Source organism: Ruegeria sp. AB11 (genome assembly GCF_056536325.1).
In genome coordinates, this window is the sequence record NZ_JBQFJO010000001.1 from 50,991 (window position 1) to 75,481 (window position 24,491).

23 protein-coding genes and 1 tRNA gene are annotated in these 24,491 nt (G+C 55.9%); 5 read left to right on the plus strand and 19 right to left on the minus strand.

The window, feature by feature from the left end:
- Positions 1–2: 2 nt before the first annotated feature.
- The 3 genes from ACR3EJ_RS00305 to ACR3EJ_RS00315 are packed head-to-tail and all read right to left on the minus strand — an operon-like array spanning position 3 to position 2,991.
- The gene (locus tag ACR3EJ_RS00305; RefSeq protein ID WP_170544256.1) at positions 3–506 is read right to left on the minus strand and encodes a TRAP transporter small permease; all 504 of its coding nucleotides are present in this window, start codon (positions 504–506) and stop codon (positions 3–5) included.
- A gap of 56 nt (positions 507–562) precedes the next feature.
- Positions 563–1,579 (minus strand): TRAP transporter substrate-binding protein, encoded by a 1,017-nt coding sequence (locus ACR3EJ_RS00310; RefSeq protein WP_170544257.1) that lies wholly within the window; start codon positions 1,577–1,579, stop codon positions 563–565.
- Positions 1,580–1,629: 50 nt separating this feature from the next.
- Positions 1,630–2,991, minus strand: a complete 1,362-nt coding sequence (locus ACR3EJ_RS00315; RefSeq protein ID WP_170544259.1) for an FAD-dependent oxidoreductase — start codon at positions 2,989–2,991, stop codon at positions 1,630–1,632.
- A gap of 831 nt (positions 2,992–3,822) precedes the next feature.
- Here ACR3EJ_RS00315 and ACR3EJ_RS00320 point away from each other — a divergent pair.
- Positions 3,823–4,080, plus strand: coding sequence for a hypothetical protein (locus ACR3EJ_RS00320; protein WP_170544261.1), 258 nt, complete (start codon positions 3,823–3,825; stop codon positions 4,078–4,080).
- Between the two features lie 43 nt (positions 4,081–4,123).
- On the opposite strand, the gene ACR3EJ_RS00325 is transcribed toward ACR3EJ_RS00320, so the two are convergent.
- From ACR3EJ_RS00325 to ACR3EJ_RS00350, 6 genes are all read right to left on the minus strand, one after another.
- Complete coding sequence (locus tag ACR3EJ_RS00325) at positions 4,124–4,417, minus strand: hypothetical protein (protein ID WP_170544262.1); 294 nt, start codon at positions 4,415–4,417, stop codon at positions 4,124–4,126.
- On the minus strand, positions 4,410–6,215 hold the full coding sequence (locus ACR3EJ_RS00330; RefSeq protein ID WP_170544264.1) for a TniQ family protein: 1,806 nt from the start codon (positions 6,213–6,215) through the stop codon (positions 4,410–4,412). Before ACR3EJ_RS00330 ends, ACR3EJ_RS00325 begins: the two co-directional genes overlap by 8 nt.
- Positions 6,212–7,174, minus strand: coding sequence for a TniB family NTP-binding protein (locus tag ACR3EJ_RS00335; protein ID WP_170544266.1), 963 nt, complete (start codon positions 7,172–7,174; stop codon positions 6,212–6,214). Before ACR3EJ_RS00335 ends, ACR3EJ_RS00330 begins: the two co-directional genes overlap by 4 nt.
- Positions 7,167–9,362 (minus strand): DDE-type integrase/transposase/recombinase, encoded by a 2,196-nt coding sequence (locus tag ACR3EJ_RS00340; RefSeq protein ID WP_170544268.1) that lies wholly within the window; start codon positions 9,360–9,362, stop codon positions 7,167–7,169. Before ACR3EJ_RS00340 ends, ACR3EJ_RS00335 begins: the two co-directional genes overlap by 8 nt.
- Positions 9,359–10,054, minus strand: a complete 696-nt coding sequence (locus tag ACR3EJ_RS00345) for a hypothetical protein (protein WP_170544269.1) — start codon at positions 10,052–10,054, stop codon at positions 9,359–9,361. The genes ACR3EJ_RS00340 and ACR3EJ_RS00345 overlap by 4 nt, the downstream gene beginning before the upstream one ends.
- Positions 10,055–10,262: 208 nt before the next feature.
- Positions 10,263–10,541: a helix-turn-helix domain-containing protein gene (locus ACR3EJ_RS00350; protein ID WP_480423304.1), complete on the minus strand. Its 279-nt coding sequence runs from the start codon at positions 10,539–10,541 to the stop codon at positions 10,263–10,265.
- Between the two features lie 142 nt (positions 10,542–10,683).
- Here ACR3EJ_RS00350 and ACR3EJ_RS00355 point away from each other — a divergent pair, with 142 nt between their 5' ends.
- Complete coding sequence (locus ACR3EJ_RS00355; RefSeq protein WP_170544271.1) at positions 10,684–11,406, plus strand: hypothetical protein; 723 nt, start codon at positions 10,684–10,686, stop codon at positions 11,404–11,406.
- A 147-nt stretch (positions 11,407–11,553) separates the two neighbouring features.
- Here the strand turns inward: ACR3EJ_RS00355 and ACR3EJ_RS00360 are convergent, their stop codons facing one another.
- The 10 genes from ACR3EJ_RS00360 to ACR3EJ_RS00405 form a co-directional block, all read right to left on the minus strand.
- Positions 11,554–11,925, minus strand: coding sequence for a ubiquitination-like system serine protease family protein (locus ACR3EJ_RS00360; protein ID WP_480422427.1), 372 nt, complete (start codon positions 11,923–11,925; stop codon positions 11,554–11,556).
- A gap of 1 nt (position 11,926) precedes the next feature.
- Positions 11,927–13,318 (minus strand): ThiF family adenylyltransferase, encoded by a 1,392-nt coding sequence (locus ACR3EJ_RS00365; protein ID WP_170544273.1) that lies wholly within the window; start codon positions 13,316–13,318, stop codon positions 11,927–11,929.
- Positions 13,318–14,172, minus strand: a complete 855-nt coding sequence (locus tag ACR3EJ_RS00370) for a multiubiquitin domain-containing protein (RefSeq protein ID WP_170544275.1) — start codon at positions 14,170–14,172, stop codon at positions 13,318–13,320. Before ACR3EJ_RS00370 ends, ACR3EJ_RS00365 begins: the two co-directional genes overlap by 1 nt.
- A 69-nt stretch (positions 14,173–14,241) precedes the next feature.
- The gene (locus ACR3EJ_RS00375; RefSeq protein ID WP_170544277.1) at positions 14,242–17,655 is read right to left on the minus strand and encodes an ATP-dependent helicase; all 3,414 of its coding nucleotides are present in this window, start codon (positions 17,653–17,655) and stop codon (positions 14,242–14,244) included.
- Entirely contained in the window at positions 17,642–18,190 is a 549-nt protein-coding gene (locus tag ACR3EJ_RS00380; RefSeq protein ID WP_170544279.1) for a hypothetical protein, read from the minus strand. The genes ACR3EJ_RS00375 and ACR3EJ_RS00380 overlap by 14 nt, the downstream gene beginning before the upstream one ends.
- Positions 18,180–18,983, minus strand: coding sequence for an RNA polymerase sigma factor (locus tag ACR3EJ_RS00385; RefSeq protein ID WP_170544280.1), 804 nt, complete (start codon positions 18,981–18,983; stop codon positions 18,180–18,182). Before ACR3EJ_RS00385 ends, ACR3EJ_RS00380 begins: the two co-directional genes overlap by 11 nt.
- A gap of 667 nt (positions 18,984–19,650) precedes the next feature.
- Positions 19,651–19,727: transfer RNA gene (locus ACR3EJ_RS00390), tRNA-Arg, on the minus strand.
- A gap of 64 nt (positions 19,728–19,791) precedes the next feature.
- Positions 19,792–21,174, minus strand: coding sequence for a sensor histidine kinase (locus tag ACR3EJ_RS00395; RefSeq protein ID WP_260024326.1), 1,383 nt, complete (start codon positions 21,172–21,174; stop codon positions 19,792–19,794).
- Positions 21,175–21,192: 18 nt separating this feature from the next.
- A complete protein-coding gene (locus ACR3EJ_RS00400) occupies positions 21,193–22,611 on the minus strand; it encodes an FAD-dependent oxidoreductase (protein WP_170544282.1) in 1,419 nt (472 codons plus the stop codon).
- Positions 22,612–22,614: 3 nt separating this feature from the next.
- Positions 22,615–23,346, minus strand: coding sequence for a TVP38/TMEM64 family protein (locus ACR3EJ_RS00405; protein WP_170544284.1), 732 nt, complete (start codon positions 23,344–23,346; stop codon positions 22,615–22,617).
- Positions 23,347–23,643: 297 nt separating this feature from the next.
- On the opposite strand from ACR3EJ_RS00405, the gene rpmH reads away from it, so the two are divergent.
- Genes rpmH through yidD form a run of 3 tightly spaced genes read left to right on the plus strand, consistent with a single transcriptional unit; the run spans position 23,644 to position 24,450 of the window.
- A complete protein-coding gene (gene rpmH / locus ACR3EJ_RS00410) occupies positions 23,644–23,778 on the plus strand; it encodes a 50S ribosomal protein L34 (RefSeq protein ID WP_005980833.1) in 135 nt (44 codons plus the stop codon).
- A gap of 25 nt (positions 23,779–23,803) precedes the next feature.
- Entirely contained in the window at positions 23,804–24,226 is a 423-nt protein-coding gene (rnpA, locus tag ACR3EJ_RS00415) for a ribonuclease P protein component (RefSeq protein ID WP_170544285.1), read from the plus strand.
- Complete coding sequence (gene yidD / locus ACR3EJ_RS00420) at positions 24,223–24,450, plus strand: membrane protein insertion efficiency factor YidD (RefSeq protein WP_010437166.1); 228 nt, start codon at positions 24,223–24,225, stop codon at positions 24,448–24,450. The genes rnpA and yidD overlap by 4 nt, the downstream gene beginning before the upstream one ends.
- Positions 24,451–24,491: the final 41 nt, after the last annotated feature.

Sequence of the window (24,491 nt, forward strand, 5' to 3'; positions counted from 1 at the left end):
CCCTAGCCCACCAAGCGTTTCATCGAACGGAAGATCTGCGTCATGGCGATCACGCACATGATGCCCGCGCTTACCAGCAGCACGGTTTTCAGGATCATCGGCAAGGGCGAGTCCCAACTGGTGCCGGTGGTCTCATGAAGTTTGATCGACAGGCGCGCATTGACCCAGGCGCCATAGCCAATCAGTGCCAGATAGGCAGCGGCAACGATGGCCGCCAGCAAGTCCAGCCACCGCTGCACCCGCTCAGGCACGTTGTCGTAGATTGCGGTGATCCGGATATGGCTGCCTTCGTAAAGCACCACGATGCCGCCAATCGCGAAACAGCCGCCGACCAGCATGACAACCATGTCCTGCACCCAGATCCTTGGCGCATTGAAACCGTAACGCATCACGACCTCAAAGCCGATGATCGCAACACAGATGGCAAAGCCATAGCCGGCAAGTTCGGCCGGTTTCAGCACCCAAGGGAGAGACGGGGCGCGCGCATCAGGTTCTGGCAGTTCCATGGTAGTCCTCAAGGATAAAAAAGCCGGGCCAATCACGGCCCGGCAGTCGGAAGAGATCAGTCGATTTGACCAATGGATTTCAGCCAGGCGATCTGGCTGTCATAGACTTCCTGGGCGAGCGGGCTTTTTGCCGCCGTTGCTGCCCAGATTTCCTGTGCTGCTGCGCGGAACTTGGCGCGTTCTTCCGGCGCCCAATCGATCAGGGTGATGCCCTTTTCTTCTGCTGCGGCCAGCACTTCTGCATCGGCATTCTCAAAGGTCTGCAACATGTCCAGCGCCAGCGTACGGACGCCCAGTTCCAGCAGGGTCTGTGTTTTCGCGTCCAGACTGTTCCAGGTCTCGAGATTCATCGACACATCGCCCATCGGGATCGAATGGATGCCCGGATAGATCGCGTAGGGTGCAACATTGTGCAGGCCTGCGCCGTCATTGATCGAGATTGTCGACCAGTCGGTGGCCGCGATCACACCCTTTTCGAGCGAGGTGTAAACCTCGGACCCATGCACTGAAACCGGCGCCGCACCGATTGAGGCAAAGAGCTCCGAAGATGGACCCTCCGGCATACGGATCTTTACACCCTCGAAGTCCGCGACAGTGCGGATCGGCTCCTTGGTCGGGATAGATTCCACGCCCCACGGCACCGGGCCGATATAATGCAGCCCGTGCTCGGCATAGACCTTCTGAGCAATCTCCATACCGCCGCCCTGATAGTACCAGGTGATGAACTGATAGGCGTTGGAATAGCCCGCGTTCATTTCGCACAGCAGACCGAAGGCCGCATCGACACCGGCATAGTAGCATGGCGTGCTCTTGTGCATGTCCAGAATGCCGGAACCAACGGCCTGCAGCGTTTGGTTGTGAGCCACAATGGCCTTGTTGGGCAGGACAGTGATGTTGATGTCGCCACCCGAAGCCGCATTCATGTTTGCCGCGAATTTCTCAATGACGAGTTGCGGCGCGGATCCGCCGCCCCAGAACGACTGGAGCTTCCAGTTGTAACTTTCGGCCAGCGATGCTGTCGCTGACAGGGCCAGCGCCGCGGCGCAAGCCATCAGGGATTTTGCAAGTTTCATTGGGTTCCTCCTAGGGTTGGACATTGATTGCTTGTGGAAAGTCCGGAAAATCAGTCCAGCGCGGCACCTTCGCGGTTCAGGATGTCGCGAACGTCTTCGCCTCGGATGTCGCGCAGGGCGACGCCGTCTCGCAGAGCGATGTCCGCTGCCACAGCCGCCGCGTGGCCATATCCAAAGCACTGGGCTGTGACCCTGGCAGAGGCCAGCGCTTCGTGTTCGGCGGCAAGACAGCGCCCGGCGACGATGATGTTCTCGCCCGTTTCGGGAATGAGGGTGCTGAAAGGAATTTCGTAATAGTCGTCCAAGAGCCATTCGACCTTGGGTTTCTGGCCGGAATGCAATTCAATCGGCCAGGGGCAGCGCACGACACCATCAGCGTGTTTGTGGCGTCCCACCACGTCCTGGTTGGTCAGACGTTTGACCCCGACGATTGAGCGGGTCTGGCGAATACCAACCTCGACTCCGGTATCGACGACATAACTGTCAGCACAGCCCGGCACCTTGTCCTTAAGGAATCGCGCGTATTCACGAACCTGGTGCCGCGCGACCAGTTCGGCCTCGGTATGATCAACCGGGTCGGTCACATCCAGATCGCGCCCGTCACGGCCCAGGATACGGGTGGCGTTGACCATAATCTCGTTCGGGCGCGAGGTTGGGAAGATCCAGATCTTCTTGCGCGGCAGGTGGTAATTGCCGCTGTTTTCGGCCTCGATAAGCGCCTCGATGACGTGTTCCGGGCTGATCGTGTTTTCACCCCAGTACTCCAGATATGTGTCCACATCGACATTGCCCAACCGGAAGATCATCGTCGGGTTCTGGATGGTGCCGTCCTGCCCCTTGGTGGTAGCCCACCCGGCACGGTGTACGACATCGGCGTCGCCACTGGCATCAACCACTAGCTTGGCTTCAATCTTGGCCAGGCCGGATTTCGTGTCGACGATCACGCCACGCACGGTATCGCCATCTCGCAACACGCCAACGACGCGGGAATGGTAGAGAATGTTCACGCCTGTATCGGACAAAAAGTCGTCCGCGTTTTCGCGCCACATGTGCGGGTCATGCGTGACCGTCCAGGTCTTGCCATAGCGCTGCGGTTCCGTGAGACCGCCACGCGCGATCAATCGCTTGCGGAATTCATCGGCAAAACCGAACACCACTTGCTCGGCTCGATTGGCGTTCCGATCGCTGGATAGGTAGAGACCGCAAATCGTGCCCGACATGCCGGCAACCGCTCCGCCGCCGCAGAACCCGTAGCGCTCGATCATGAGAACCCGATGCCCTTTTCGGGCGATGTTCGTTGCCGCTGAGACACCCGCAGCGCCGCCACCGGCAACGATTACATCGAATTGTCCCAGGCTTGGGATCGCCGCTTCATTCAGCACTCCTTGAATCGCGTAGTCGTCGGAAAGCATGGCATCGCCCTGTTCGATTTATTGATACTTCATCTGATATATTAGGTGGTATAATATTGGTCAATAGACCCGATACTTCTTTCTCGCATCGGCGCACGCCAGCTTTTATTGCGTTGAAAACATAAGGAATACTCGCCCAAGAACCCGCTGGAGGGCACGGCCCTTCAGCATCTTTCAAAGTTCACGGCGCCTACTTTCAGGTGCCAGCGCCGGAAAGTGACCGGATGATTCCCTCGATTCCAGAATCGAAGCTTTTGGCGCTCTGAACTCTCCTCTGCAGCAGAACACTCTATGAATCTCCAGACAGAATGAGATTGCGCATCGAGATATCGAATGGCCGCTCAGTCCCGCTGCTTGATGGTCGATCCTGATCGCGGCGAAAGCGCGAATTGGATCCTGCCGGATCTTGCGCCGATGAATGACCGCATTCGGGAAATCCTCTGCGATGCAACAAAAAAGCGTGCCGCGCCCGCGAGTGGTTTCTGCGTCAGCGAAGGCGGCGTGAGCAAAAGGCCGCTTCGTCCGCACTGCGGTCGACTTCGAACCGCGTCTCGAATGGCAGTTTTCTGCAACCAATGCACGAATTGCAGCGTCATAACAAACCGCGAACATCATTGAACGGGTGTTATGTGAACCGCCTTCTAGTTGAGTGTACTACTAATCACTGCTTGTCGTGATCCGCCTCAAAAGTCACCTCTCCCTTGCTTTCACAGACGCAATCCAATATCCAAGTCGGCTGCGTTTTCGGCCGACCAAGCCGAGTGCGGCTTGAAACGAACGAACCAAAGGAGGGTGCCATGTAGCAACGAAACTACATGAAAGGCCGCTACAATGGCCCACTACAAACGCAAACGGGCACGCACTGTATCTCGGATTGGCTACTCAGCACGGGGGCTCGAGCATCGACTGTCGGAAGGTCCGGACACCATACATTGGCTGGAGAACTGGCCGCGATGGCATGACAAGCTGTTTCATACGAGACCCGCGCGGCGAAAGACCAAGTCTTTGGAAAGACACATTGTCAAAGGTGCTGATCCCGACAACATCAATTGGCCTGATGGGCGCAAACCACACAAGTATTACTGGTAAACAGTTTGGGCGGCACAAATGCGCCGCCCAGCTTCAACCCGCCTCAATCGGGAGCAGACAGCCGGTCATACTCTTCTATCCGCATGATCACATAGGCACGTTCATTCTCAGCTCTTATGTAAACAGGACCGCGAGCAACCGCATCCAAGACCGTATCAACGTTTTGACGCAGAAACTCGACTGATACCTCCGGTTTCTGAACTCGTTTCCGGGCTTCGAAATGTGCTTCTATGATATACGCGGCTCGCTCCTCGACACTCATGCTGGCCTGATGTGCTAGCTCGCGGAGCTCATCAAATTCGGCCTCGGATAGCTCAATCGTCAGAGTTTCAGACATTCTTACCAAACCATCCGTTTATTCCATCTTTTAAATAGACCCTGACATACCCAGCAATACAGGTGATAGGCTCAAGGTTCTCACGTTCAAACTTACGCGCAAGATGGATAGGTCTCACATTTTGATCCTGCGCCAACTGACCGAGCGTTACGTACTGGCGTTCAAATTCCAGGATGCTCTGTTTGCTGACGTATTGCTTCAGGTGATTGGTGTCAGGATTTCTGCGTGAAATTACCTCCAGGTATCCTGCATCCCTCAAACGCCTGATAGATATCACACTGATCTGGAGATAGCTGGCCGTTTCCGTCAGTTCTAGATCGCGATCAAGCCGAATTGTTGTCTTTCCGCAGAGCGCATTCCAGTCCAACTCCAGCGCTTGCAACCCAGCACCGTCGCCCCGGCAGACCTTACCTTCCAATCTACCTCGGTCCCAAAGTTCTATCACGCGTGCCAGATGCACACCTTTGGCGCGGCAGAACTCCTTCAGTGGCACGGTGGATTTTCCTGGCAAGCTATGGGGCAGAGTTTCAACTTTCTTCACGAGACCATCCACCTGCTCGCGTAGTAAGTATCGAAGAGACGAGGTGATTTTGATGGTATTAAGAACGCCGCGAATTTGCAGTCCTTTAACCTGCTGGGGCAGAATACCCAATCGCGAAGCCGCATCTTTGAGGTTGAGCAAAGTATCTCGGTACGCCTTAGCTCTTTCGACCTCTTTTACACTTAGCTCCGTTCGTTTGAGTGCCTCAGCCTTCGATATGCCGTCTAGGTGTCCAAGCAACAGCTTTAGGAAAACAACACCCAGGTTTGTACGCCTTCTCGCTTCTTCCATAGAGAGCCAAATCCGTTCTTTTGGTTGCTCTCCAAACACCCTCTTTCCCGTTGGGGTAGGATAGGTATCGAATACATGCTCGCGTGCGACGTCAATCATCGCTTTCATTGCTGGTTCCTTCTGAGCTTCGCGCAGCCAACTATAGTGGGGGCCGAAGTCCGTCGTGTAGTATGGCTTTTCCGCCCCGCTCTGACGATGAAGTTCAATGAGCGCCTCTCTGTACGCATCGGGTCCATCTACCAACCTCTCAAATCCAATCTGGCTGAAACTGCGCAGCTCGGTAGATGGGAGATTCTTGAGAAACTTTTCTTTGAACCCACTCATTGCAGCGCCAAGCGACAAGCTTCCGCGGTGGATTTGCGTAAGCTCAAGATCTTTCAGCCAATCATCCTCAGGCCCACGCCAGATCCTTCGCCGGACATAGGCTTCAAAGCTGATGTCAGGTAGGAGCACGCATGAATCGCTAGCCCTGGAAATTTCATCACTGTGTTCCATCACGCGCGTAACGAAATCGTAAGTCGCATGAGAAAACTCCGCAGACGGGATCGTCATCAACTGGCAACCGTGATGCGCGCATCTTTCTATGCAAAGAATTGACCATTCAAGCATTTGAAATAAGCCATGTGATCCGACGTCCGAAAGTGCACTCTCCACACAACGCGGGCAAAGCCGTACTGCTGTGCGCCTCAACGTGCCCGTACTGGCTATCGCCCGACCCACCTCATAACGACCGATCCCGATTTTCCGGGTTCTCCACGTCTTTAACAGGGACGGCTGGACACCTAACAGCCACGCCAGTCGCTCGATTTGATGATCGCGGCCGCTGCATAGAAACGGCCAGCGCATCCCAAGATCGGAACAGAAATCTCTCGGGGTGGTTTCATGGAGCTTCGCGTTTCTGCTGACGTAGCCAGAAAGCGTCTCCCCTTCGATGAAGGGGAGAGCAAGTTTTAGAGGCGCAGTCATGCATCCTCTCCGTCGAATTCGAAGATCTGTCGCGGATCTATCCGCGTAAAGTCTTCCGCGATAAACGGATTAAGGGCATCGATAGCGGCACTTCGATCGAAGAACACATCCGCAAAGTGACGAAGCTGTAATTCGGCTTCAAACCCTTCGTTGAACAGAGCCTTTGAAAGGGCTTGAACCGTTATCTCTGTCATCAGGCCAAACTCATAATCCGCTGCATGCATGAGACGTTTCGCGAAGCTTTCGTTTCGCACACACGATTGTGCTTTAACCTTCGCCCTCGCGACGTATTTCTGGACGATGTCGAGTACAGGCTCCACATCTCGGACCGCATGCAATCTGCCGATCTCGACGGGATAAAGGCGGCGCGCCAATTGAGGGTCCTGGTTCACGATCTTCTTAAGATCCGGCATGCCTGACAGGATGAGCCCGGTTGGCCAGAGGGAGTTCTCCATTACGGATTTGAGGGTGTTAACGACAGACTGGCGCTCTTTATCTGTCTGATATCGAGCCAAATCCTGTGCTTCATCGAGATGCAGAAAACAGGTCTGCCTTAGCTTGAGCTGAACCTTGACCTGATCCCATATGGCCGGACCCTGCTTGTCCCCGGAATAGGGATAGCCAAGAGCGCGAAGCGTCGCTGCGCCAACAAATTTCATGGTTGCCGGGCTTGGAACCTGAAGACTGAAGAACTCGCAGATATCCTGCGTGGGGTCCGTCTGGAGCAACGATTTGTTCTTACGGATCAACTCCCGAATGGCAGTGGTTTTCCCACTTCCGGATTGCCCGACAAGAACTATACCCCGCGCATTGTTGATGGTTCCGTCCCTCACGTCGGCGCGGCGCTGCTTAAGTAAAGCGCGGAAGTGGGCTTCAAGTTTGGCGTATGAAGGCGTCGGCACAAATGCCGACCGTAGATCTTGAACAATTTTGCGAATTTCATTGTTGGTCTCAGTCATTGTTTTCATCCTTGTCAGACGTGTGAGGCTGGTCTTCGTCTTCATCGCTGAATGACCAGAATTCGATGGGTGGGTTTTGCTTGTCGCGCAGAACGGGACGATCGGCGGGGCTGGGAGTTAGATCGTGCGTGATCTCGTTCGACAGAAGGCCCTGAGGCTCACCGCCGCCACCCTCAGATGGAGCTGGGCACAGCTCGGGATCGCCCCCTAATGAGAGCCCCCAGAAGGTTTCTTTCTGAGCCCTTTTGATCTGATCGTGGGTGTCGCCAATCGGACCAAGCTGTCGCAGAGCGCATTGCTCCGCATCTATCTCCTTGATCCTTTTGATGGCGCGATCCACCACGCCCTGCGTCAGCGATGCCGCATTGCGATTGTTCTGCCGAAGTTCAAACACGGATCGTTCCCAGGCGGCAAAAGACACACCTTCCAGTCCGCCTATCTGGGCTTTCAGAGTTGACCAGCCAGAGTCTTTCCCCTTCTCCAGCCAGACGGAAATATGCCCCATATCTTCAGGGTCGATGCGTATATCAACATGTTGCTTGCCAAATTTCTGGAAGTGCTTCGCAAGACGGTCAGAGTGATAATTCACACCATTCACGAGAACACCGTGAGGACCGGTATCACGCGACATTGCGACTCCAAGGATATGCCGCAGGGTGTGGTGGCTCATGGGAGGTGACCACCCAAACTCCTTGATGAGCCGATCCCAAACGATGTTGGGGGTTGCGTATTCCAATCCCCGATGTTTGCGGTTGTGGTACACATCGACAGTGAACCGAACCAAAAGCTCGATGATACTTTCGGCTGTGTGCACCGCATATTTCTGGGATGGATAGTCACCACGTTCTTGAGGATTTGAGAACGTTCGTCCCGTCAGATGCGGCATCAAAAGAGTGATGATGGAACGAAACACCCGCTCGATGCGACCGCGCAGTTTCGGTATTCCCGCAGGAAGGACCGAGTAGTCAATGCACAGATCTGAGAGTGCCGCTTTGAATTCTGCATTGACGAATGCTGGGCCGTTGTCGACAACGACATGGCCAATATGACCATACTGTTTCCAGTCCGTTTCACAGCCCAGTTGACGAGCCAGTTCAGTCTTGTCGCGCATTGCCATCCACAAGACAGCTTTGGCGTCTTCAGCCGTGGGGCTTCGCGAAAGCTTCAAACCAAGGATACTGCGGCTGGCGGCATCAAACGCGACGCACACCCAGTATCGGCCGGTTTCGAGATCCCGCACATTGTCTTGGCTGATATTGTATCCGCTCTTGTTGAGGAGAGCGATGAGATCAATCTCCCATTCGTCCATTTCAATGCGGTGAAGTGGGACATCCAGCTTCAATCCGCCACCATGAGACCCTAGCTTGTTCTTCGCAGCAGCTAGCCCTTTTCTGGCGGCAAGCACCTCGAACTTGTCGAGTTCCTTTATCCGGCGTTCGATGGTGCTTTTGGAGACCTCAGTTAGAGGCGGCTCATCGCTCGCGATACGTATTGCGTTGCGCCGTCGGATTTCCGCATTTACGTCATCATGGATGTGACCGGCGAGAAGCTGATTTGGATGCAGGTAGCTCTCGAGAATCCCTTGAATGATAGCTTCGCGCTCAGCGTCGATACGCCGAGCATTACTACCGTTGAAGATGGATTTCTTTACAAAGATCATTGGGTCTTTGGACGTTTCCCACTCCCGCAGCCAAGACATGACTGAGGTTCTGCAAGGTGTTCTGCGCAACTCAATACTATCAAAGCTGGCCCCGGCAGTTGCCGCTTTCAGTCCCTGTTTCAGTTTCTCAGCGATACGTTGTTCAAGCGCCGGCCGAAATTCTTCCCAGCGTTCAGCAGAGCGATTGAATTTTTCCTCGGCTTCAAGCTCCTGGACCGATGTGCAACAGCATTCCTTGTAGAATGCGTCCAGCTGGGCCTTTATTGGAATCCTCGACATCAACGCCCGTCCAGCTATTGCGCGACGAGCAACCTGACGGCTTTCAAAATACCCATACTGAATGGAGAACTGACCGGAGCTGATGAGCTCTGATAGCTCTGCGTGGGTTAAGGAAATTGGTTCGGTGTCCCCGCGCAGAGGTTTCATTTCGACAAACAGGTCGGTCACTTTGGTGATGGCTTGTATTGTCCCGTTGGCGACGATGGCGTCACACGGTGTCACGCCAAGCCGTATAGGTTCATGTTTCATGCCCAGCCCTTTCCTGGTGCAACGATGGAGTTGATGGAGATGTGCTCTCGCGTATTCGCATTGAGCCTGCCCGCGTAGACCGCACGGAATGCCGCGCGAAACGCCCGAGCACCAAGGCCAGATTTCTCAACCAGATCACTGATCGGAACCTCGCCAAAGAGCCCATTAATCAGATCGACAACGATGTTGTCAGCCTCTTCGTCAGAACACCGCCGAAAGAAATTCAGCAGCTCAGCATTGCGAACCTCGACCTTGTGCCGCTCTCGCTCCGTGACCAAGGCAACCTGGTCGGCAAAGCCAATGGGCAAGTCGCGCTTGATAGCTTGCAGCGTGGCTTTGAAGTTCAGTCGCTCAACGCGCTCCTCAGGTTTCACCGCAATGGCGACGCGGCGACCATTTCTGAATACTGCGAGATAGTCGAACCTGTGGGTTCTTTGTCTGCCATCCACGTCTACAAAGCTCACCGGCTTTGGCTGATCGATGAGGTTCCAGAGATCTGGCATTGCCAGCGACAACAGGCAGGTTTCACGCTCCCCTTGGCTGGCACTGATAATCTGACGCCAGTATTGTTCTGCAGGTGTCATCGCGAGCGTGAAGCCGCGCACAGTTTGTTTGGACCGCGCGGGAAACATCAGCCCCGCTACGGTCGGCGAAGGTGGACAATAGAAGTCGTCATCATCATCTTTTGTCATAGTGTTTGCCATGGCCACCGGTTCACACCGGCGCCGTGTGGCTCTCCTTTATGTTGGGATGAACGAAACCCGCCCGCAGAAACACTCTGCGCGGTTGACGGGTTTCGAAATTTGGGTCATGAAGGAGGTGCAAAGGGCTACAAACTTTTGCACCTCGGGCCTTGATGGAAGTCGCTAGCTTCTTTCGAGGCCTTTGGTTTTTATAGGCTCATTGTTTTTTCCTCCCGATGCTGCGTTCTGGAAATAGCTCTTCGGGGGTAGTCTCCAGCGCTTCTGCTAGAGCTCTTTCGACGCGCCGAGAGCGTCGATGCCCCTGGCTAACAGCGGTAACACTGCCAGCCGAAATCCCAAGCTCCCGCGCGACCTGAACCAAGGACAGTCGCCGCTTCCTGAGGCGATATTTTATCTCTTCATGTCGGTCGAGGTCGGGAGTCATCAATCTATCAAACTGTTTTGCTGATGAACCCAACTTCACCTCTCTCACCATCAGGTCAAGGATTTCCACTTTGTGGCGCTTTGAATCTCAGTTTTGCCCGGTCGATCGTGTATCAAAATGAGAACTTTAGTTGGCCCCAGCGCCGCAAACAGAGACCATGACACAAAAAAGAATCACAAGCTGGGAACCAGATATGGGCTTGAAGATCGATGCACAGCCTACCCCTAGTCGCATTAGCGGGCTAACCGACGAGGAAGAGCGGCAATTGCGCCAGGCCGAGGATGACCTACGTCGCGCGCAAGAAGCCTACGACGCACTCGCGCCGTTACGACAAAAGAGGGCCTTGTTGAAGAGAAGCGAAAGGCACCGAAACCGCAGGCCGCCGACTGAAGTGGAGCAACCAGCTGATGACACGGCAGCGGTTCGAAGCGCACGAGAACGACGTCTCAGGTACCACAGACGAGCGCAGGAGCGCCTCTTTTTTAACAGCTTTCAGCAGGACGCCAGCATTGAGCAATCATCCGATGATCTGGTGTCATTGTTTCGGGAGATCGGATCCCTCGATCAGTTTGCGAAACATCTTGAGACAACCCGACGCAACGCCATCCACGCATTGAAAGCAGCAGGCGTTGACGTACTGGAAGACATTGCCAAGCAATGGGAAAATAAGACATCTCTTCGCCGCCTCAGCGAACAGCATGGCCCAACACCTCAAACGATATCCAAGTGGATCAAGTCAACTGGGAGGCAGATCAAACCACGAAATTCCAATCGGATCTACGACGAGACCACGATGCACGCCCTGTTCCGTCAAAAATGGACTATCAACAGCATCGCGGAAGCCATGAAGCTCAGCTGGGCAACTGTACAAAAGTGCTACGAAGCTTGGTGGAGAGCCCAAACTGAGCGGGCCTAACATGCTTTGACCCGCGGCCCGTTGCAGCCACCGATTATTAGCCCAGCATCCGGAGCGAGGGCGGAAAAGCCGCCTTTCGCTGCGCTGTGTCGTCAATCCTTGAACCAACTCCGAAGCAGACCTTCTGCTTGTACCAACCTTTGAGTTTCATCTGTCTGCCTTAGGACCTTTGGATGGTCGTCCGCCCCGACACCAAGTGATTTGTCCCTTCTTGATCCAAAAATGGCACCCGCAATCATTCTTTTGGTGAACCGATGGATGCACGGTAGGTCGTGACCAAAAGTCTTCTGAGACCCTCCACCGCGGTCGCAGGTTAGGGTTGAGCGAAAGACTGATAACTTCCCCGCATCCACCGGGACACTTCAGACATGCCCATTTCTTGATATCGCCACTTTCGACAAGAGTGAGTTTACCCGCTTCCATCATTGACCGGTCTGGCAAGGTTGAAGCGCGTATCGTGAGAACATCAAAACGTAGCAGGCGCAGCAGTCGCAATAGGTGTGAGATGATGTTTTTCATTTCAGCTCACCACGTCCAAAAACGGTTGCATATCTGCCCGACCAAGTGTTGCTGGCTGGTTGCAACAGGGGCAATCTGGTTGCGACTCAACAAACGGTCTGCGCTCGTCTCTGGCGTGAAAGCGCCGCATGCGCGTAGGTACCATTCCAGCCTCTCCAGCAAGCCCGGTCACCCCGGCCAACCATTCATTGACTGCCATCGCTGCCGCTTCGGTCGTGAAGGTGACGACGGCCGGGGACGGATCACCTTCACCCAGAACGTAGGCTTCTTCTTTCAACCGCTCATATGCATCGAGGTCATCGCGCTGCATCGCTTCTTCACGCGCTTGCCGTGGATCGACGTAGCCGCCGCAAAGTAGGCAAGGATGCCCAGGCACGAGTGTCGAAACGCGGGCGAAGAGATCATATGCCGTGTCCGTCCGCCGCTGCATTGCGAGTCCGACATCGATAACGGGGATGCCATAGAACCGCGCGAAGCGATTGAGAAACAACCGTCCGGCGTGGTCATCTGTGCAGCAAAAGATCACATCGCACGCTTTTAGCGAGTCCCAGGTTTCTGGGTGTCCGGCCCAGGCATCCACACTCACCAACGTCATGCCGAGCCCGGATTCCTTCACGGTTCGCGTGTGAATAGCGGTCTTAGGCATTCTTCCATCGACATCCGAGCGCCGCGCTCCGTGAAGGCGGTTGAGATTTGTTTCGTCCACGATGTCTTTATCGAATTGGACAGCCTCCTGAACGCCAAGCCGCAGGAGCAACGGCAAGACGGCACTGCCTGTCGCGCCCCCACCAGCGATGCCACAGCGAAAGCCCGCCACCTGACTTGAGGCTTCTTTGCCGAATAGCCGGACCTGCCGATCCAGAAAATCTGCGGGTGTTCCCTGTAAACCCGAAATACGCAACCACGGTCCGGAATGCAGGATTCGATTGATGTCTTCAGCCTTGTCCTTTCGCGCCCAGATGCGTGCAGCGATATCGCCGTCTCCGGCGACGACCACACTGATCAACCCTGGCACGCCTTTCAGAAGGGCGGTGCGGGCAAGTTCGGCTTCGTTGCGGTCGTCCTGTTCAGAGAACTTAGCCTGGCCGTTTGGATGGGTGTGAACGAGGGCCGGGACGAGGCCGGTCGCCTGGGCCTCGCTCAAGAGCCGCATGAAGCCATCGGTCTGCCAAGTCACATGCCGCGCCGATGCTGATACGAGATCGTCATCGCCGATCGCATCGAAACGGTGTGACACCAGGCGCCGCCGCGGTTCGGTTGTCCATGGATCGACTTTGATATCGACGATACCAAAGAGCATATAGGCAGAGCGCTCCGACCCGGCCCCCGCCGCCAGCAGGGACCGAATTTGCGCCTCGTGCGGGCCCAAAAGGATCATGTCCAAATCACGCATCAGACTCGGGCCCCCGCCAAGGCCGTCTGCACGCGGGCAACCATGGTTTGAAGTCCATCGACCCCCGGGCGCCACGCGTTGTTATGGCGGGACCACCGCTGCCACACGCGACTACCGAAGCGATGCTCAACGGTACAGGCTTTTGGCACTCGACCGGTGCCTGCCAAAGTCAGCTTCGGCGAGACATAGAACATGTCCGGCGGGCAGTCAGGATACCCCTTGGGGAGCAGGATCAGAACGTCTGCAGCCCCGTGGTTGAACTTGCCGTCCGGCAGCGGCAGGTTCTTCAGGATGATTCCCGTGTTGGCACCCTCCGTAACCACTTCGAACGCGTAGCCGTGACCCGAAAGATAGGTCTGATCTTTTGACGGAAGGGCATCCCCTTCCGTCGTTTGATCGATCAGCGACACGAACCGCTCAACACCGGCATCGGCAAGGTTGATCACATCCCTATCAGCGATCTTCTTGTCATGCTGACCCGGGATTTCCCGCCAAAGGTTGTAGTTGGGCGGCAACTTCGCGAGCTTGCGCAGCACGAAGCCGCTGATGCAGGCACGCGGCCATTCGAGATCGGCGTCATCGATCTTGAATTTGAAGCTCCGATCCGAACGGGCGACAAGCACTTTCTCGACGCCACGACCGCGCAGATCGTAACTTTCGTCTAGTCGGATGTCTTCGAAATCGCCATTGGACAGGATCGCAATGGCCACATGCTCATCGACAGGGCGACCACCAGCCGCTTCGATCAACTGGCGTCCCAGCACCTTGGGATCGTCGAAGACATGTTTTTTGAAGTTAAGGTCCTCATCGGCGATGAGAACAGGGAAGCGAGGATCATTTCCTTGCGGTTTCATATTGTTAGTCCTTGTTCAGTTAGAGGTCACAGACACCATGTCTGCGCCTTCACAAGGACAATCGCGGCGTCAGCAAGAATCCGGTAAGCCTGATCCGATTTTTTTTCTGAGCGTGCCCGATGGTGGCGGATTGCAGATGAAAAAGTAGGGACAACGCGCACATCGGTCGCTGCGGCTAGGTGGAAAGCGTCCCTCTATGATCGAAATCGCGGCGTCCGCGATCTTCTTTTTTCGGGTTTTGATTTTGCCCTCGGACATACTCAGACGATCCCGATCACCGCCTGTCAGGTACACGAATTCCGCTTCCCCGCGTCCGTCGGCTGCAATCTGAAACGCCGCAGCATCGAGAGCGTCTAGCGCCGTGCTTGTCTTGCGACCTGTGCGGATACGCCGGTACACCGTCGAGTGACCGGTCTCGATTTGTTCATGCGCAGTCACCACGACTTCAGCGTCCTCGAAGCGAAGCGAGAGAGATTTTGGTACCCGTCGGCGCTCGCCCTGACGGAGTTGGATAAAGAACTGCAGCAGTTCATCGGAAATCTGGCGATACTCGTTGGCATAGCCGTGTTCAGTGGGCCCGTGCGCGGCCCAGGCCACATCTATGATCGTCCGCATCTCGGTTTCATCGGGCGCGTATTCTGGGCGAGCTGTCAACTCATCGACAACAGCCTGTACGGCATTGTGCATGCGCATGGGCGCGGACTCCATGCGCCGCCCGCCGACCTGCAGCACGTGGGCGAAGAAAAATCGCCGCGGACATTTGTCGAATGTCGCCAGTTGAGACGGCGACATACGGGCAATGCCATCGACCTCCAATGTGAAGCGCTCTGCCTCGCCGCCGACATCTCTCAACGCGGAAATCGGGTCCTGATTGGACAGTTGGCCCGAAATATCGTCGACAAAGCTGGATCGGCTCTGCCGATGACCATTGGACTTTTTGTTGGGCGCATAGAGGAACAAACCGTCTTCCGCCCGGGATAGGGCTACGAAGAACAAACAACGCTGTTCCTCATCATGGCCAGCATCTATCGCGTCGCATCCCCGAAACACTGGGCCCTCGATCATGCCGTCGGGTGGAGGAAGACCACGGCTCTGTTTGGCCGAGCGTGGGATCGAGCCGCTTGTCAAAGACGGGAGGTGAAGCACCTTGAACTCAAGCCCCTTGCTTCCGTGGATCGTCATCAAACGAACAGCATCTATGCTCTGGGCGGCGGCAGGCAGATCGCGCAGATCCCGTTCGTCCGACAGGATCACCAGCCGTCGAATGTGTTCTAGGAGATCGCGGATAGGGTAACCTGATTTCTCGGGAAGGGTTGAGCGCAGGAAGTTCTGAAATTGCCAGAGTGCGAGCGCAGGATTGGCGTTGCCCTCGCGGGCCTGCGTTGCGATGTCGGCCGCAACGCGGGTACGCTCCAGATAGATATTCGTGATCACCTGCCACGCGGTTGCCGTAGGCTCGATTCCCTCAAACGCATCGATAAGAGCGTTCGCTGAGGCCCGACCGCGCTCGCTCATCCCTGGTGCCATTGCCAATATAGTGCGCCAATCGAGCGGCAGAGGCTTCTTGCTGGCCCGAACTGTTTCGATGGCGACGGCGACGTCTTCGATCGACATCTGAAATGGCGACATCGAAGCAATGCACGTCAGCCCCATAGCCCTTGGATCGATCACGAGCGATAGGAGGGACAATGCCTCCTTGATCTCCGGCCGGTCGAACAAAGGACCGAGGAACAGCACCGGGATTCCACGCGCCTCGAGGCCCGCGGCTATTTCTGCTAAACGCGCATTTCCCTTGCAGATCACGGCCTGGTCGCGAAACGCGGTCGTATCATCGCAGGCAGCCATTATGCGTGCTGCGATTTCGTCAATCTCGTGATCTTTGGAGTCAACAGAAACGAAAGAGGGCGATACACCGCTTTTGCCCTTGAAGGCATTTGCCTGAAAACCCGTAGCCGCCATGCGCGTCGCCGCGAAAGCGCTGAACGTGTCGCAGATTTCCTGAGACGATCGGTAGTTCATACTGAGTTGCATCGACGTCCCACCCGGGAAGTCTTCGGCCTCGAACCGGTCGATATTGTAGGAGGACGCGCCCCGAAAACGGTAGATCGACTGCTTGGCATCTCCCACGACCCAGAGGTTCTTGCCGTCCGGTTTGAGAGCGCGCAGAAGCCGAACGCTTGCGCGGTTCACGTCCTGATACTCGTCTACAAGGACGTGTTCATATCGCCCTCGCAACTCCTTTCGCACGGCCTCGTCGGATTCGACCAAGGCCGTTGGGCGGGCAACAAGATCGCCGAAATCGACCGCACCGCGCTCGGCTTTCAATTGTTCATAGAGGTCGTAAACGGAGGCGATCTCGAGGCACTTCTCCGCAGCTATCTCTTCTTCTTCCGTCTCCGCCGCATCAGCCATCTGCTGCGCCAGCTCGCGGTAGCGATGTTGATCGACAACTTCGTCTTTCGCCCGCGAGATTGCCGAAAGGATGGACCGCAAATTGTCGGTTGGGTCCCAAAGATCGTTGAAATGCTTTAGCCTCAGGCGCGGGAATTCGTCCTCAAGAAGCGCTATAGCTTCCGTGGCATCGATCAAGCGCGGGTCTGGAGGCAATCTTGCCCGATCATGGAACCGGCGCAGAAGGTCGAGCCCAAAAGAGTGAAATGTTCCGATCCACGCAGACCCTGCAGCCTCCGGCCAGGCCAGCATGGCACGATCCGTCATTTCACCGGCAGCCTTGTTGGAGAAGGTGAGCAACAAGATGCTCTCCGGATCGACGCTGCGGTCCTTCAATACCGACAGCCGGCCGACGAGCGTCTGAGTTTTTCCGGTGCCAGGCCCAGCTTTCAGGAGCAAGGCCTTGCCCTCATGTTCAGCCGCGTGTCTCTGTTCTTCGTTCAAGGGTTTGGGCGGCGACGCCGCATCATCATCCGGCTCACTCTGCGGAAGTAAGAGCGCATCAAAAAGCTGAACGGCCACCATCGGATAGGGGGCACCCAGCTTCTTGGTGATGTCACTTGCGCTCAAACCTTCGTCGATATGCCACGACCAGGCCATGGTGCGTGGAAACAGGAACTCGCGTGCAAAGAGGTCCATTTGGACCTCCTCGCGTGCGCGATTGCTGTAGTCGACTACTCGATCGGCACCGACGGATGACGGGTCTGCAGACCGCGCCGGATCGACCTCAATGATTGGCGGTATTTCTACTTCACCACCAAATTCGTGGTGCCCGATTTCGTGCGCGACCAGGAATGCGTCCAGAAATACATCACCCGTGTCTTCATGCAGGATGGTGGCAGATGCCCGTTGCAGAAGAGCTTTGCCGCCTTTGAGCTGCGGATGACCCGCTGGAAGTCTCCTCACCTCAAGATCGCGAGCTCCGGCTTCAGCCAAAACCAATTCGTAAGGCTGTGTGGGATCGCTGCCCTCGTTCACACGGTGATTATGAAGATCGGTCGCGCGTACGCGTATCGCTTCAATCCGATCCATCGCCAGCTAGCAGCGACTGCAACACGCGCTGCTCCTCCTCGGAAAGACCGGCACGATCAACGTAATCTTGGAAGTCGATTGGCGGCACGGCACCTGGCTTTACATCTGATTTCATCGCAACGGCGTGCCCATCACCTTGCTGCATGCCGCTGATGACATCCTGCATGTGTACGCCGAGCTTATTTGCCAGAGTTTTCAACAGGCTCGTTGGCATCGAGGCGATATGGACAACTTCGGCGGTCAAGCCGGTGAAGAAAGCTCGAGGAAGACCGAGGTCACGGGCAAATTCCCTTACACCTGTTCCAAAAAGGGATTGTCGGACGTGTTGGACGCGCAGCACTTCCGCGCTTACGGCCTTGGTTTCAAGTGGAAGACTTGCCTCAGCCGACGCCAAATCGCTCATCGATAGTTCGTTGAAGAGCGCAAGGAGGTCCTGGGTGAATTCCGGGAAGCGCTGGAGGTATGCCTTGAGAATTGCAGGCGACATCTCTTCTTCCACGGTGAAGTCGTTGAGGACGTCTTCTCTATTGGCCATCACCAACCTCCAGTTCCAGCGCTTGCCGGATTTTTGTAAAAGCACGATCCCGTCGGTTGCGCACAGTCTTTTCAACGCAGCCCAAAAGCTCCGTCATCGAGGGTTCGCCATCTTTGTTCGTCTCAATAGGAATGTCTGCGAGCATCAAATCAACTACCTCTCGTTCGTCTGTCGGTAGAGCGTTAATCGCGTCACGCAGATGAATCCGGTAATCGAGATCCTCTTCAGCCGTGAGGCCGACTTTCTTGTATCGCTCCAAAGCGGCTTCGACGACAGCGCGCACCTCGCCGGTGACTTCGTCCTCCATGTCCTCATTAGCGTTTTCCCGCCGGCTTACTTTGCGGAGCTTCGTGATGTGCGCCGCGCGAACAGCCTTGTCGAAGACAACTTCGTAGATATCGAGTTGTTCATCATAGTCCTGCCGGTCAGTGAACATCAACTCCGTGACATGATCGACGGTTGCGTCACGAATTTCAGAAAGACGCGCATCTTCGTGGATTTCCTTGCCAACCTGGCGGTTTGCCCGCGGACACGCGGCTTCAACCCGATCGCGCAGAATGTCGTAGAGCTGAATGAACCGACCGTCTGAATTGTCAGACTTTGTCTGGCGCAGATAGTAGACGAGTACTTCCGACGGGATATAGTCACTATGTCGCCGATCCCGAATGGACGCGCGGTCAAGCAAATCCTCAAAGGACCAATCAAGGCTCTTCTCGATGTACTGTTTTGTTGGCGATCGTCGCGTATAGAGTTCGCCGTTTGTTTTGCGTTTCCGCAGTGGTTCAATACTCATTCAAATACACGATAAATCCTTGCTCAGTGCTTTACTATCAGGGGGCGAACCACAGCGGCAAGTGCTCAACTATATTGAGCGCCCATTTGATATGATCCTAAGTAAAATTCATCTCTTCAAAATTTCGGCGAGAACATCACCTGGGTTGGGCTCTGAATGGCATGCCCAATGATGTTGGCTTGAACGCCTTCATCAAGCAAGCAGAATGCACTGCTTGATTGCATGACCGCTAACCGCAAGCTGCATCGCAGCGAATTTTGTTGCGAGCAATGTCCGGTTAGGGCCGTACTTACTAGTTGTGATGGGAGTATCGGCCATCGACTCTTTTTGAGGGCCAGCGGGATTTGGATAAACCAAACGCCCCTGGCCGTCAGGGTGAGGGCGCGGCCCTCCCCCTCGGGCAAACCTATTAGACAGGGCCGTGTCCTCGGCTGCGCCTGCGGGCCGCACCCCCCCCTGTCGAATAGCATTGCCTCGCCCCCTCCCGCGTTCGCCACGTGGCAGATCAGCAGGAACAGGCGGCTTCGCCGTCTGATCTGCAAATCAGCCCTGATTTCCCGAAGGGAAGTCAGATTAAACGAAACAGTCTGCGGGAGTACGAAAAGGGGTTGTTGGGTCAGTTTATGACGCAAAGGTCAAATTCGTCTGACGTCCAACAATTACCAAGTGGCGGACCGAGGAGGATTCGAACCCCCGACCCCTTGATTCGTAGTCAAGTACTCTATCCAGCTGAGCTATCGGTCCGCGTTGGTGAGGCGGTATTTAGACCTGAGGCCACGGGCGTGCAAGCCGATTCTTCAAAAAAACTTCAAAAAGTCATATCACCGCGTGGGAGCCTTATTTCAAAGGTGGTTCCCTCGGGTCCGGTGGTTTTCAGAAACAACTCCCCGCCATGGCCACGCACCAACTCTTGCGAGATAGCCAATCCCAAACCCGAGCCGCCTTTACGCACGCCCCCCTGAAAGGGTGTAAACAGATTCTCTTGGGCTTTTGGCGGAAGACCCGGGCCCGTATCGCTGATTTCGATACACCAATCCTTTTCCTGCTCGGAGGCGTTTACAGAAATGCGACCCGGTTTTCCAGAAGTAGACAGCGCCTGTCGTGCATTGCGTACGAGGTTCATAATGACCCTGAAAATCTGCTCGGGGTCAGCACGGACAACAAGATCTTCGGGCACTTCATTTACGATCTCAACACAGGCATTCGCCAGCGCGAGCCTCTCGCTGGTGGCAACATCCTCGGCAATCTCTCGCAGGCGCAACATGGTCAGTGTCGGAGCGGGCTCCTCCGCGCGACCAAAGGCCAGTGTGCTTTCGCATAATGAGACGGCGCGGGTGATCGAATTGACAAGTTTTGGCGCCATACGAGCCACCAGCGGGTCATTACTCGCCTCAATCCGGTCGGTAAACAGCTGGGCCGAAGTCAGAATGTTGCGCAAATCATGACTAACCTTAGCCACCGCACCTCCCAATTGCGCCAGGCGTTCGCGTTGCTTCAAGGCTTGTGTCAGATCGGTTTGAAGCATCTGCAAGGCCTCTTCGGCTTCGCGCAGTTCCGTCACCTTGGAATTGGGTGAGATAATTCCGCGCGCGTCCTCGGGTGCGCTGGCGTAGCGTTGCATATAGCCGACCACACTTTTGATCGGGCGTACCAGAACCACGCGCACGGCAAGAAACAGGAATGAGGCGGTAATGATAGAAATCACAAAGGACAGGCCCAAAATGCGAAGCCCGTAATCCGTCATCGCCATTCGCAACGGGTCGCTATCCATTGTTACTTCTATCAGCAGACCAGCATCCTTGACTGGCGCACCTAGAACGCGAATGACCTCGTTTTCGGGTGTAAACAGCCGCAGAGTCGCGTCGCGGATCAGCACCCAGGCGCTGGCATCGCGCAGATCGAAGGTTTTGGAGATCCGATCCGGGATGGGTGAAGACAGCATGAGTTGGCGCACTTCGTCGCGGCGCAGCACGACGTTGTAAACACCCGCATTGACCAGCAGTTCTGCCTCAAGCTCGTCGGCCAGCATATCATCAGCCAGCAACGCCAACGAAGCGATCTGGGCACGCTCGAGCCGGTTCAGTAGGAAATCTTCACGAAAGCGCGCGATCGATGGCACAAAGATCAGAACTTCGGCCAACATCACGAAGACCGTCGTCAGGATCAGAAATCGGCCCGACAGCGAGTTCACTTTGCGCTCCTCCTTAGGTCAGGGAATCCAGCGCTGGACGAATCTGACCACTTTCTTAACCGTTTGATTCTCAAACAGCCTTGGCGTGAAATAGGCACCCGCCACCCGTTTGTTAAGCTCTCCGATCGTCGGATAGGGCGAGACCATGGCAGCGATCTGCCCCATCTTTAGGTTATTTGCGAGCGCCAGCGACCACAAGTTGATCAGTTCACCGGCTTGGTGCCCTACGATTGTTGCACCGACGGGGCGACCTTTAACTACCATCACCTTGATAAAGCCTTTCGTTTTCCGATCGGAAATCGCCCGGTCATTATGGTGATAATCGAAACGGGCAATTTCCACCGCGTCTCCGTGTTGGGCACGCGCTTGCGCTTCGCTGAGACCGACCTGTGCCAGTTCCGGGTCGGTATATGTCGCCCAGGGGATATGTGCTGTCTTCGCCTTTGACGGTAACCCGAACAGGGCTGAGCGAATGATAACCCCCGCCTGATAGCCTGCCACATGGGTAAATTGCAGACCACCTGCGACATCTCCGATAGCATAGACCTTGCGGTTGGTAGTTCGCAGTGAGTCGTCGACCTTGATACCGGTGCGAGTACGCTCAATCCCGGCAGCTTCAAGATTTAGGCGATCAACGTTGGCCTTGCGCCCAACGGCAAGCAACAAATGTGAACCAGCGTGAATCTCTCCATTCTCGGTCACGACCTCTATGACGCCCGCATTGTCTCTGATCTGAGCCACCATGGCGTTTTCATGAATCGCGACGCCTTCCGCCTTCAGGGTGTCCAGCACGATGGTTGCGGCTTCGGGGTCGTCCTTGCCGAGCGCCTTCAGGCCTTCGATCACCGTAACCTTACAGCCCAGACGGATATGCGCCTGCGCCATCTCCATGCCGATCGGGCCGCCACCGATGATCAGCAGATGCTCGGGCTTGTCGCGCAGGTCGAAGATGGTCTCATTGGTAAAATAGGTTACCTGATCCAGACCCGGCAATGGTGGCACCAGCGGCGAAGACCCGGTGGCCACAACAACGCGGCGGGCTGTGATCAGGTGACCGCCAGCCTGAACCTGAGTTGGTGAGACAAAGCCACCGTATTCCCGGATTACTTTGACACCAAAACTCTCGAAACGCTCCTGACTGTCCATCGGTTCGATCTGAGCGATCACGTCATGCACATGATCCTTTGCAGCGGCATAGTCGACCTGCGGCACCACGTCCGCGACCCCAAAGGCCGAAGCGTGTGCTTGCCCATGTGCCGCCTTACCGCTGGCAATCAGGGCCTTGGAGGGAACGCAGCCAAAGTTCAGGCAGTCGCCGCCCATCTTGTGCCCCTCCAGCAGGACGACATCCGCCCCCATCTTGCTGGCCCCGGCCGCCACAGACAATCCGCCCGACCCGGCGCCGATCACCAGGATATCGGTCTTTAACTCTTGCATGAATCAAGTGTCCTTTCGGCCACGGAGGGATTTGATAACAATCGGCAGCGCCGCCAGAACACACAAGCCGATGATGGGCCCAATGACAAACGGCTCCCACAGCAACGAAACATCCGGCGTCTCACCCCGGTCAAATACACCCCCGAGCCCGACGCCAATCCAAGTATAGACGATGCCGCCTGGGATAATGCCCAGCGCAGTCGTGATCAGGAAGTTCCGAAATTTCACGCCAACCAATGCAGGCACCAGATTGGCCACGAAGAACGGCACCACAGGCACCAGGCGCAACAGGAAGAGAACCGAGATCTCATTCTCACGCAGGCCGTCTTTCAGTTTCTTGACCGTCCCTTCCGAGGATTCCAGCCGCGCCGTGAGTGACTCGCCCAACCCCCAGCGTGCTGCAAGGAAGATGGCTGAGGCCCCGATCGTAGCTGCAACAACATTGAACACGGTCCCGGCAAAGAGACCAAACAGGAAGCCCCCGGTCATCGATGCCACCGCAGCTCCGGGCAATGAGAAGGCCACGATCACGATGTAAATGCCAATAAAGGCAGCAACCATCGCCAAATAGTTGGCATCCCGCCACGCCAAAAGCGCCTCGCGGTTGTCGCGCAAGGTCTCAAACGTCAGGTAGTCGCCCAAGGTAAAGAAACCCACCGCAGCGACGGCGAGAATCACTAGCAAAGGGATATGACGCGCAGGTCCGCTGCGCGGGGTCTGAGCTGTATCACTCATTACAGTGTCCGGTTTGGTGCGTTTCATTCTGGCACCAACATGCGATGCCTTGGGCCCGCACAACAGGGACCTCACGCGGCGTTGATGTTTATGGCCCGGAATGTGACGAATTTGGGCTATAATACCTGCGAGTTGAAACCTTTTGCTGGTGCCGGTTACAGAATTGTTGCAAAAGGCGGCGAAACCCCCACCTAGGGGTTTGACTTAACTCCCGTGACCCAGTAGAGGACGGGCTTCGAACACTAGGGCCAGGCGAATCCGCGCCGCACCCGACCGCTATAGATTGGAGACGGAGCGATGAAACGCACCTATCAGCCTTCGAACCTGGTTCGCAAACGCCGCCACGGTTTCCGCGCGCGCATGGCTACCAAAGCCGGCCGCAAAATCCTGAACGCGCGCCGCGCACGTGGCCGCAAATCGCTGAGCGCGTAAACCGCTCACTGATCAGGTTATGAACATGACGCCGCCGGAGGCCCCTGAGGATGGTACAAACCAGCCGAGGGTCAAGCCCCCGGCGGCGTCCGTTTGCGCGCATGAGACTTTGACTGTTCTGCAGAACCGCTCGGATTTTCTTAAAGCAGCACGGGCGAAACGGCAGGGCACCGCCTCGATGTTGGTGCAAGCGCGAAAACGCGGCACAGATGAAGTGACGGGTATTCGCGTCGGATTTACCTGTTCCAAGAAAGTCGGCAACGCCGTGGCCCGCAACCGCGCCAAGCGCCGATTGCGCGAAGCTGCGCGTGCAGTTCTTCCCGTTCAGGGAAGCGAAGGGTGGGATTACGTCCTAATCGGCCGTGCCGAGGTCACTGCCGCCCGGCCCTTTGAGGCACTGAAAGATGATCTGCGCTTTGCCCTGCGCAAAGTGCATAGCGGCAAATGACCCTGTTTGCCCATATCCTCGCCCTACCGATCCGGGCCTATCGGCTGATCTTCAGCCCATGGGTTGGTTTCAATTGCCGGTACCAACCAACCTGTTCGGCCTACGCGCTGGAGGCGCTGGAAAAACATGGTCCCATCAAGGGCACATGGCTGGCTGCGCGGCGCATTGGACGCTGCCATCCATGGGGCAGCGATGGATATGATCCGGTTCCCGACGACGAATAACGCTCACCCTTGCCCGGTTCACTCAACTGCGATAGGCCCGC